Origin of the sequence: Comamonas sp. Z3, assembly GCF_008121565.1 — a bacterium.
GTDB classification, from domain to species: domain Bacteria; phylum Pseudomonadota; class Gammaproteobacteria; order Burkholderiales; family Burkholderiaceae_C; genus Comamonas; species Comamonas brasiliensis.
The window spans coordinates 469590-479420 of the sequence record NZ_VOQU01000005.1; the positions used below are offsets into that span (position 1 = coordinate 469590).

Here is a 9831-nt window from a genome sequence, read left to right on the forward strand (position 1 = left end):
GTCCCGAATTTCCATAACGCTATCATTCACGTAGCGGGAAGCTGCCTGCTTCTTGAAGGTAAGCGCATGAACCAACAAAGTGAAATCGACGTACTGGGTCTCCGGACAGAGAATCGACATCTGACTATCGAGCTGGTGCAGACCTTGCCGGAGCTCCTGGCCATGCGGGTCAGCGCCACGCCATCAGCGGAGGCTTACCGAGCGTTCGATGAAAGCAGCAACGTCTGGAAAAGCCTGAACTGGGCCGAAACAGCCCAGCGGGTTGCCCTGTGGAGCCGCGCCTTGTGCGCATCGAATCTTCCTGCCGGCGCAAGGGTGGCAATCCTGCTGCCCAATGGCTTTGATGCGATGACCATCGACCAGGCCTGTCTGCGCTGCGGCTACGTACCCGTTCCTCTGCATGCCATAGACAATGCCGGCAGCATTGCCTACATCCTTGCCGATTCGGGGGCGTCCTTGCTGGTGGTGGCCGATGCCAAAGCCTGGCAAAAAATTTGCGCTACCGGTCAGGAGCTGCCCGAACTTCAGGCCGTGATCCACGCACAGCAAGGCCATACCAACGAGTCACCGAGCGCCTCTCCCATACCTGCCGAACAAGCTGCGCAAGAGTCCGTCAAGACCCTGCAGCGAAAACCGCTCATCGTCTTGTCCGCCTGGCTTCAGGCTGGTCAACGGTATACCTCCGCCCTCCCCGAGCCACCAGACAAAACACAGCTAGCAGGCATTGTCTATACCTCGGGGACGACCGGAAAGCCCAAGGGGGTCATGCTCACCCATGACAACGTGGTCAGCGACTTGCACGCTGTGATGCAACGTGTGAAGGCTTTTCCCGAGGACGTCTTCCTCTCGTTTCTGCCGCTTTCACACACTTTCGAGCGCACTGCTGGCTACTACCTGGCCATTGCCACCGGCTCCTGCGTGGCCTACGCGCGTTCTGTCGCACAACTTGCGCAGGACATGAAGCAGGTCAAGCCGACCGTGCTGATATCCGTGCCTCGCATCTATGAACGTGTTTATGCCAAGGTTCAGGAATCGCTTGCCTCCAGCAGCCTCAAGCGCAAGCTGTTCGAGGCGGCAGTCAACAAGGGCTGGAAGCGTTTTTGCGCTCGTCAAGGCATCCCGTTGAGCGAGCAGCTCGATGCCCAGGCAAGCTGGGCTTCTGCCTTGCCAGCCTGGCTGCTGCGCAGCCTTGTCGCACAACCCTTGCTCGCACAGTTTGGAGGCCGGCTACGCGTGGCCGTGAGCGGCGGAGCCCCTTTGTCTCCAACCATTGCGCGCTGTTTTCTGGGTCTGGGCCTGCCCATGCTGCAAGGTTACGGAATGACCGAAACCGCCCCTGTGGTCAGTGCCAACGGCCTCGACGACAACTGGCCCGATACCGTTGGCCGGGTGCTGCCGGGGATTGAAGTCCGCATTGGCGATGATCAGGAACTGCAGGTCTCTGGCCCTGTGGTGATGCGAGGTTACTGGAACCGTCCGGAAGACACGGCCAAAGCCTTTACTGCCGACGGCTGGCTCAGAACCGGGGACCAAGCGGCCATCGAAAACGGTCGCATTCGAATCAAAGGTCGAATCAAGGAAATCATTGTGACGTCGACGGGTGAGAAAGTGCCTCCCAATGATGTGGAACAGGCCATCCTCGTCGATCCCCTGTTTGAGCAAGTGTTTGTGGTTGGCGAGGATCGTCCTTTCATCGCCTGTATCGCCGTTGTCAGTCAAATGGAATGGGAAGTGCTTGCCAGGAGTGTCGGCCTGAACCCGGATGACGCTTCCAGCCTGCACCATGCTGCTGCTGAGAGAGAAGCACTTGCCAGAATCGAAAAGCAGACACGTAGCTTTGCCCGTTATGCAGTGCCCAGAGCGATCCATCTGGTCAGGGATAGCTGGAGCATTGACAACGGCTTGATGACCCCTACCCTCAAGCTCAAGCGCAAGAACTTGATGGCTTACTACGAAGATGCCATCGAGCAGATGTATGGCAAGCCCATCGAAAGCTGGAAAACAAAAGCCTAGGAATGGTTGAATTCAGGGTTTGGGAGCCCTGAATGAATTCATGTAAGTTACATTAAATAAGCCATATTATCTCTTGGAGGCCCATATGACATGCATGTACAGGCTAAAGAACTGTTGTTGTCCAAAGCCATGGCCCTGCAACCCGATGCTCCGGTAGTAAAAATGCCCGCTCGACTATGCAGCCTTGAGAACCCAAGAAGTGCCCAGAATCCTCACCCGGTTGTTTGCCAGTGTTGATCTTCGCCTCTGCCTCATTACGGCAGTGACACCCGCGTCAGCCGCTTCGTCGCTTGCACGGCCGGCCTCCTGCTGGCGACAACTGCAGCATCGCAAATGCATAGAGCCATCACCTATGCATCCATGCACCGACTGATATGGCGCGATGTGAGCTGGCGAAGTTTCATAAATCCCTGCGACAGTTGCTGATTTCACTGCTCATCGGCAGATGTCTGCACTCCATCGTATGCTTCGCTGGCCTGGTTGCATCCGCGGCGCATAGCCTGCCCTGCAATCTCCGGAACATGAAAGTACTAAGCGGACTGCTGCCCGTGATCGCTCTCAGCGCATTGCGTTTCCACTGCCCTACCCTCACCGGCAAGAACCTGGCCGGTCGTCACTGCCAAAGCATTCCACCAGCGCGAAGTCGGGCTTCATTCAACGCACCACGGCGCCGATATTGATCTGTGCGTCATATGGGACAGGTGCATGCCGCCTCCTTTGCCACGCACCGTGACTATCCAGCCTTGCAGGGCCGGTTGATGCGTCACCTTCATCAGATGCGCCTCGGAAATTTCATAAGCCTGCGCGATCTCGGGAATCGTGCACAGCCGCTGGGATCAGAGTGAGAAGCATCGAAGGATTCCGTTGAAGCGGATTGTCTGGACTTGATCGCTGGCTGGGCTGCGGACAGTCCAGCAGGGGGTAGGCGCGGCCGAATCAGCAATGGCACAAAGCGCCACAGGTACAGGGCAAAGGCCAGCCACCTTCATCGGCTGCGCCCAGGCCAAATACCAGCAGCGGCAGACCGTAACTTGCTTCCAAGTCTCGTCAGCATGCAGGTTCTGATGCCTTGTCGATCATTGATGCGAGTCCTTGAGCAGCCGCCAGGGAGTCAAGGCGCAGCCGTCACGCCATCACAATATGGAACCGACCTTTGTGCAGGTAAGGGCCGCCGCACGGTGAAGCAAGGCGGACTGCACAGCAGCTGTTTTCTGAACCAGAACCACAACAGCAAGGGCCGCCCCACTCTTCACCACGCCCGGTCGATGAAGTCGAACTAGATACATGTCATGCCTCAACAACCTGCAGCAGCGCAAGCCACGAAGGAGGCGTCAGGAGTGCTGTTTTGATAGCTGTCATCGCTTTATGGGTAAGCGATAGAGGCGTTTTTACTTGCTTTCAAAGTTTTGATTGTCATCAAGAAATCGTCTGAATACTGATGCAGTGTGTTGCTTTGGCCGGCCCGGAGTGTGAGTATGAATACGGCATTCGATCGATTTCATTGCTCAACAACAGGCGCGCTGACGCGCCAGGAGGCTGGATATGTTCAAGCACATTTTGATTCCTACGGACGGCTCGAAACTCTCCGAGGCCGCGCTACGCGCGGGCATGCAGCTGGCCAAGGAGCAAGGTGCACAGGTAACGGCGCTGTATGTAATGCCGGATTACACCGCCATGATCTATGGTGCTGAGGCGATGATGGCCTACAACTCTGCAGAAATGGCTAAGAGCGCCGAGAAGGAAGCCGACCAGGTGCTCAAGATTGCGACGGACATCGCCGCGGCCGAGGGCGTGGACTGCAAGACCGCACGGATGACGAATATCTCTATCAACCAGGCCATCATCCACCAGGCGCAAGACAGCCGTTGCGATCTGATCTGCATGGCATCGCACGGCCGCAAGGGTATCGCCGGCATTTTGCTGGGCAGCGAAACCCAGCGCGTGCTGGTCAACAGCAGCATTCCGGTATTGGTGCATCGCCCCGTGTGATTCATCAGCACTGCGAGTGAAAGCCTCGGGCGCTCGTCTCGCCTGAGGCTTTCACCTTTGCAGGAATGAACCAGATCGAAAACATCACCCCCTACAAGCGAATCGCCTATCAATGCGCACCGGCGAAACAGCTGCCACTGGCTGCTGACTGTGCCAGCCTGATTACCGCCCCCCAGGCCGCCCATCGGTTCAATCTGCCTCAGGTCAAAAGGGCAGCAGCACCAGGATGCGTGATGGCATTGAACAGCTATGGAGTTCTAAATCATGGAACAAACCTGCATTCAAGGTCTGACTTCCTTTCTGTGGCCGGGCAGAAAACAGCAGCTCCCCAGATGAATGTCAGCCATGTACTCGCAACCTCCGCCGGCATGAAAGTCAGCGCCGAGGTCGAGCTCATCGCCATCAATGTCAAGGTCGCGTGCCATGATGAAGCGGCTTGACGGGTGAAGGCATGCACCGGAAGTGCAATCCTTGACGTTGCTCGCTTTATACAAGGTCTTGGCACGATGCAAAGCATTTTGCATCTTGCTGCGCAACTCGAAACCTAGATCAATGCCATTGCTTTCGCACAAAGATAGAGGTTCCCACCAAAAACAAGATGCGTAGTCAGTCCCACCGCGCGGTTGCGCCAGGGACGAGGTGTTTTTCCGCTAGCCACCCCAGCTCCTAACGCTGGCTGCAGAACGAACCAGGGCAGCGCCACGGTTGCTGCGCCAAATACCAGCGCGGGCACTAGGGCAGGATCCTCTGTCCACGAAGGCTCCGCAATGCTCAAGAACATCATGGCAAACAGGATGCCGGTCAGGTAATGCACCGTCCAGCCAATGATTTTTTCGCCATGTGCAGCGCAAGCTTCTCCAATGGACTGGTGGAACCAGGTACCGCTTCGCCAGTGGAGGCACCAGCGTCCAAGCAGTGCGTAATTCAGGGTGGCAACGCCCATGCAGCGCAGCATTGCAGACCACAGGTCCATCAGCAATGTCGCGCCGATACCGACAGCCAGAGCCGGTGTAAAAATACTCGTCAGATTAATCATTTCCTAGCATCGCCTCTGAGGATTACAGTGATGCGCACCACTGTAGGTGCTCAAGTGCACTTGAGCGCAAGAGCTGAATATGGAAATCTCAGAAGTAGTAAGAAGAACCGGGCTACCCCCATCGACACTTCGCTTCTACGAAGAGAAGGGATTGATACATTCCATCGGCCGACAGGGACAGCGACGCCTGTTCGATGCTCAGGTACTGGAGCGACTGTCCGTCATCGCCCTTGGGCGCGCTGCCGGGTTCTCACTGGAAGAAATCCGCTCAATGCTGCCCTCTGACGGAAAAGTGCAGGTCAGTCGCGAAATGCTGCTTGCCAAGGCAGATCAGGTGCAGCAGTCCATCAAGCGGCTGAAGGCCGTGCGTGACGGCTTGCGGCATGCGGCCAATTGCCCTGAGAAAAATCATCTGGATTGCGCTAGGTTTCAAGGACTGATGCATGCAGCCCTGGCAGGGAAAATCACGCCATTAACAGTCGCAGCCAGCAAAGCCAAAGGGGGTTGAGCTCCTGCTCTGATGGTTCACCGAGCAATCCACAGCCAACCGCTGTGGGTCACCCCAAGCCTGCACGAATGTCCGCCGAGACAAACGTTCTGGATCACCGCATCCCGGCTGTGCCTGCTAGCTGTACCCCGCCGGTCATTTCCTGGCAGAGTAAGTCGCAAAGCTTGGCGGGCTGATTGCGACCTTTTTAGCTTCAGGCAGCCCAGGCTGAACTTCCTGTGCGTGCCGCTGGCCGCCGCACTTGCGAAAGCTTCCTGTACGGATTGAGCCTGCGGTTCTTACTGCGGCTGGAGTTGAATGTTTTTGGCCATGGCGCGAAATTTGACGGTGTCTTCCCTGAGTTTCCGCTCCGCCTCAGCCAGCGTCTGGGGTTGCGGCGCTTCCGATCCGGTGGCCGCAATCTGGCGCCGCACCTCGGGATCACGCAGCACTTCGGCCAGTGCCTTGTTCAGACGTACCACCATGTCCTCGGGAGTTTTGCGGCTCACCATGAGACCGGCCCAGGTGGAATGGCTGAAGTTCTTCAGAATCTGGCCTTCGCCAAGAGCGGGCACAGAGGTATCCAGCTCGCTGCGTGTGGGAGCCAGCCACCCGATGAGCCTCAGGCGCCCCTGCTCGGACATTCCCTTGAAGCTCGTTGCATAGGGCAGGATGGCAAAGTCGATGCTGTTTCCTCCGACATCCTGCACCATGGGTGCCATGCCCTTGTAGGGCACATGCGTGACGTGGATCTGGGTCTGCTGCGCCATGCTTTCAGCCAACAGGTGATACATGGAGCCCATGCCGACGCTGCCATAGGACAGACCTTTGTCCTGGGTCTTGGCATAGGCAATGAATTCATCGACGTTGCGCACCGGCAGTGTGGAGCGGGTCAGCAAAACCAGCGGATTCACTGCCACCTGGCCCAGCATGCGAAAGTCTTCGGCTCTTAGCTTCACGGCGGCGTTGACCATCGGCGAGAGAATCACCTCGTTGGGTGAGCCGAGAAAGATCATGTGCCCGTCAGCGGGCGCGTTCAACACCTTCTGCGCGGCCAGTGATCCGCTGACGCCGCCCAGATTGTCCACAATGACCTGCTGGTTCAAGGCCCGGCCCAATGCCGCGCTTATCGCCCGGGCGATCGAATCCGACAGGCCACCGGCCGGATACGGAACGAGCAAAGTCACCACACGCAGATCGGCTGCCTGGGCAGCGCCCATTGCGAATGGGGCCACACACAAGGAAGCCAACGACAGGACGAAGGCATGTCGACGGAAGGTGGAGACGGTTTTTTTCATGATCAGCTTGGGGCGTGGGTTGAAAGAAAGAAATGGGCCAGAGCCGTCCAGAATGTGGCGCCGGTTTCGAGGTTGCGATCGTTGAAGTCGAAACTGGGGTTGTGCACATTGCAGGGTCCCGAGGCGCTGCCATGTGTGTGACCGTTGTTACCATTGCCTATGAAGAGGTAGCAACCAGGGCGCTCTTCCAGCATGTAAGCGAAATCCTCACTCGCGCACAGCGGATCGGCATTGGCTATGACCCGCGCATCGCCGAACAGCGACCGCGCTATACCCATCGCAAGCCGGGTTTCAGCGGGAGAGTTGACCAGCACCGGGTAGCCGCGCTCATAGGTGATGTGACACTGTGCGCCAAAGCTGTCGGCCTGACCTTGCGCCACAGCCCGAATGCGCTCCTCCAGCAGGTCGCGCACCTCGGGCTTCAGGGCCCGGATGCTCAACTCCAGTTCGGCGGTCTCCGGGATCACGTTGTAGGTTTGCCCGGCCTGAAGGCGTCCCACGGTGATTACTGCAGATGCCAGCGGATCTACATTGCGTGCGACGATGCTTTGCAAGGCCATTATTGTGGACGCGGCAACCACCGTAGGATCGGTCGCCAGGTGCGGCATGGCGCCGTGGCCGCCGCAGCCCTCGAACACCAGAGTTGCCCTATCGGAGGAGGCCATGCAAGCCCCTTCACGAAACAGGATCTGGCCCTGCTCCATGCCTGGCATGTTGTGCATGGCAAAGACCGCGTCGCAGGGAAAGCGCGAAAACAGTCCCTCCTTCATCATGCGCTGGGCGCCGCCCGCACCGCCCAGTTCTTCCGCAGGCTGGAAGATCAGATGCAGCATGCCATCCATTACATGCTCGCCTTCGCGATGCAGCTTGGCTAACGCCTGTGCCGCGCCAAGCAGCATGGTGGTGTGACCATCGTGCCCGCAACCGTGCATTTTTCCGGGCACCTCGCTGGCCCATGGCAGGCCCGTGTCCTCCTGAATGGGCAGTGCGTCCATTTCCGCACGCAGTCCCAGGCGTCTGGAACCAGGGCCAAACTTCAGGGAGCCAACCAATCCTGTTCCCGCGAGGCCGGTGGTGACTTCATAGCCCCATTCGCGCAGGCAATGCGCTACCAGCGCGCTGGTCTGGAACTCCTCAAAACCCAGTTCAGGCTGGCGATGGATGGCGTGCCGCCATGCAAGCATGGCATCGGTATCTATGTAGGAGCTGAATTTCGAGTGCATGCAAAAAATGTAGCGTCTCGGTCATCGCACCAAAAGCCGGTATATTTTCCGAGGAGACAACCAAAACGATTCACCCGATGAAAACCCTGCCCCCATGAAAAATCATCAGATTCGGGCTTTCACCCAGGTCGCCGAAAGCGGCTCCATACGTGCTGCTGCCCGTGCACTCTTTCTGAGCCAGAGCGCCCTGACCAAGTCGCTTCGCGAACTGGAGGAGGATGTAGGTGCAGAGCTGCTGGTACGCAGCTACAGGGGCATTGAATTCACCCCGGCTGGAAAAGTGCTGCTATCCCATGCACGCCTGGCGCTGTCGATGCTGGACAAGGCGCGCGAAGAGGTACGGCTGATCCGCGGCGGCTCGGGCGCCCGGGTGGCCGTGGCGATGTCGCCCCTGGTTTCGATCAAGGCGCTGCCCGAAGTCTGGAAAACGTTTGAACAGTTGGCGCCGGGTGTGCAACTGGCGCTCAGTGAAGGCTTTCTTAGCAGCTTGATTCCGGCTCTGCTCGAGGGACGACTGGACTTCGCGCTGGCCATTGCCGACCCCACAGATCTGCCTTATGAACTGGTCTTCAAGCCGCTGATGGACGTGATTGCCTTGCCCGCTGGAAGACAGGGCCATCCGCTGGCCAAGGCGAAAACCTGGGATGAGCTTCGTGACGCGACCTGGGTTTTGAACTACTCAGCGGGCAGTCAGAGCGAGACGCTGGTGAGCTGGCTTCGAGGCCAGGGTCTGGCGGAGCCACGCAAGATGGTCAACTGCACCTCCTCCACGCTGATGAGCGAGCTGATGAGGCGCACTGATGTACTTGGCTTCTGCCCCGAAATTCTCCTGAACGACAAGATTTATGGAGCAGGACTACAGCGTCTGCACGTGGAGCCACTGCCACCCCCCATGGCGCTTGGCTTGGTCCAGTTGCGCGGTGTGCCGTTGAGCAGCGCAGCGAAGCCACTGGCGACGCTGTTCATGAAGTATTTCCGCAAGACTTAGGAAGTGATTAGACATGCTTGTATCGGCCCAGAGCTCTGAGAATCATTGCGCAGACTGATATCCGGCCCTGGGGTTGCTTCAGGCTACAGAGCCGCAGACTCTCCTGCGATCCAGATGTAGCCAGGCCTTGAACAGCGACATGCTCATGGACGGCATCCGCTGCGACTCCACCACCAACCGTAACTTCGAAGATCGTCAAGGCCGAGGGGATATCACCCACCTCATGAGTGCCGTGATCGCGCACCAGATGGACACCGTCTGCCAAGCCCATTCCAGGCTCAGCCCGGCAAGCCGTTCGACATGACCGAGCTGCGGGTCAGCAAGCGCTGTGAACAGTTCACCATGCACCAAGTACATACCGGCAAGAAGCCCTGGCAGGCCGCCGGCCATAACTGTGTAGGACACAAAAGCCGTGATCCGCGAGGGCCTGCAGTCCGGCCCTGAGCATGCCTGGCTCAGCCGCAGCGATGCCCACATTCTTGCCGCAACACAGGTGCTCTGCGGCGGCGAGCATGCCTCGGTGACCTTCCCCGTCCAGCGTCTGGTAGCCCTTCTTCTGGCTCCCGGGGTTCTCGGGTCGCAGAGATTGAAGGCGCCTATTCCCGCCCATCCATGATGGCTCAGCCTCTGCCTGACTTGGCCTTGCTGAGTCGAGATGGGTTCATCACATAGGGAAACGCTCGGCCCAGTGGCGAGCCAAATCAATACGGCGGCACACCCACACGTTGTCGTGCTTCTGGATGTGATCGAGGAAGCGCTGCAGCGCTGTAATCCGGCCGGGACGGCCCAGCAGTCGG

General features: G+C 58.3%; 9 protein-coding genes and 3 pseudogenes. 7 read left to right on the forward strand and 5 right to left on the reverse strand.

Annotated features, from left to right (window positions below):
- Positions 1 to 66 precede the first annotated feature (66 nt).
- Positions 67 to 2013, forward strand: a complete 1947-nt coding sequence (locus tag FSY59_RS17500) for a long-chain fatty acid--CoA ligase (RefSeq protein ID WP_148729398.1) — start codon at positions 67 to 69, stop codon at positions 2011 to 2013.
- A gap of 657 nt (positions 2014 to 2670) precedes the next feature.
- On the opposite strand, the pseudogene FSY59_RS17505 reads toward FSY59_RS17500, so the two are convergent.
- A pseudogene (locus FSY59_RS17505) lies at positions 2671 to 2840 on the reverse strand (Rrf2 family transcriptional regulator); the annotation flags it as partial.
- A gap of 715 nt (positions 2841 to 3555) precedes the next feature.
- On the opposite strand from FSY59_RS17505, the gene FSY59_RS17510 reads away from it, so the two are divergent.
- Positions 3556 to 4002 (forward strand): universal stress protein, encoded by a 447-nt coding sequence (locus FSY59_RS17510; RefSeq protein WP_148729399.1) that lies wholly within the window; start codon positions 3556 to 3558, stop codon positions 4000 to 4002.
- 65 nt (positions 4003 to 4067) lie between these two features.
- Complete coding sequence (locus FSY59_RS17515; RefSeq protein ID WP_148729400.1) at positions 4068 to 4442, forward strand: hypothetical protein; 375 nt, start codon at positions 4068 to 4070, stop codon at positions 4440 to 4442.
- A gap of 104 nt (positions 4443 to 4546) precedes the next feature.
- On the opposite strand, the gene FSY59_RS17520 is transcribed toward FSY59_RS17515, so the two are convergent.
- Positions 4547 to 5038, reverse strand: coding sequence for a DUF2938 family protein (locus tag FSY59_RS17520; protein WP_148729401.1), 492 nt, complete (start codon positions 5036 to 5038; stop codon positions 4547 to 4549).
- 79 nt (positions 5039 to 5117) lie between these two features.
- Here FSY59_RS17520 and FSY59_RS17525 point away from each other — a divergent pair, with 79 nt between their 5' ends.
- Positions 5118 to 5546, forward strand: a complete 429-nt coding sequence (locus FSY59_RS17525; RefSeq protein WP_003054897.1) for a helix-turn-helix domain-containing protein — start codon at positions 5118 to 5120, stop codon at positions 5544 to 5546.
- 278 nt (positions 5547 to 5824) lie between these two features.
- On the opposite strand, the gene FSY59_RS17530 is transcribed toward FSY59_RS17525, so the two are convergent.
- Both FSY59_RS17530 and FSY59_RS17535 read right to left on the reverse strand, forming a co-directional pair.
- Positions 5825 to 6823 carry a tripartite tricarboxylate transporter substrate binding protein gene (locus FSY59_RS17530; RefSeq protein ID WP_187427938.1) on the reverse strand — a complete coding sequence of 333 codons (999 nt, stop codon included), beginning with the start codon at positions 6821 to 6823 and terminating at the stop codon, positions 5825 to 5827.
- Between the two features lie 2 nt (positions 6824 to 6825).
- On the reverse strand, positions 6826 to 8046 hold the full coding sequence (locus tag FSY59_RS17535; protein WP_148729402.1) for a M20 aminoacylase family protein: 1221 nt from the start codon (positions 8044 to 8046) through the stop codon (positions 6826 to 6828).
- A gap of 94 nt (positions 8047 to 8140) precedes the next feature.
- On the opposite strand from FSY59_RS17535, the gene FSY59_RS17540 reads away from it, so the two are divergent.
- From FSY59_RS17540 to FSY59_RS27550, 3 genes and pseudogenes are all read left to right on the forward strand, one after another.
- Complete coding sequence (locus tag FSY59_RS17540; RefSeq protein ID WP_003054888.1) at positions 8141 to 9034, forward strand: LysR substrate-binding domain-containing protein; 894 nt, start codon at positions 8141 to 8143, stop codon at positions 9032 to 9034.
- A 124-nt stretch (positions 9035 to 9158) separates the two neighbouring features.
- Positions 9159 to 9338: pseudogene (locus FSY59_RS27730) on the forward strand (hypothetical protein); the annotation flags it as partial.
- A 108-nt stretch (positions 9339 to 9446) separates the two neighbouring features.
- Entirely contained in the window at positions 9447 to 9650 is a 204-nt protein-coding gene (locus tag FSY59_RS27550) for a hypothetical protein (RefSeq protein ID WP_003054886.1), read from the forward strand.
- 48 nt (positions 9651 to 9698) lie between these two features.
- Here FSY59_RS27550 and FSY59_RS27735 read toward each other — a convergent pair.
- Positions 9699 to 9831: pseudogene (locus FSY59_RS27735) on the reverse strand (allantoinase); the annotation flags it as partial.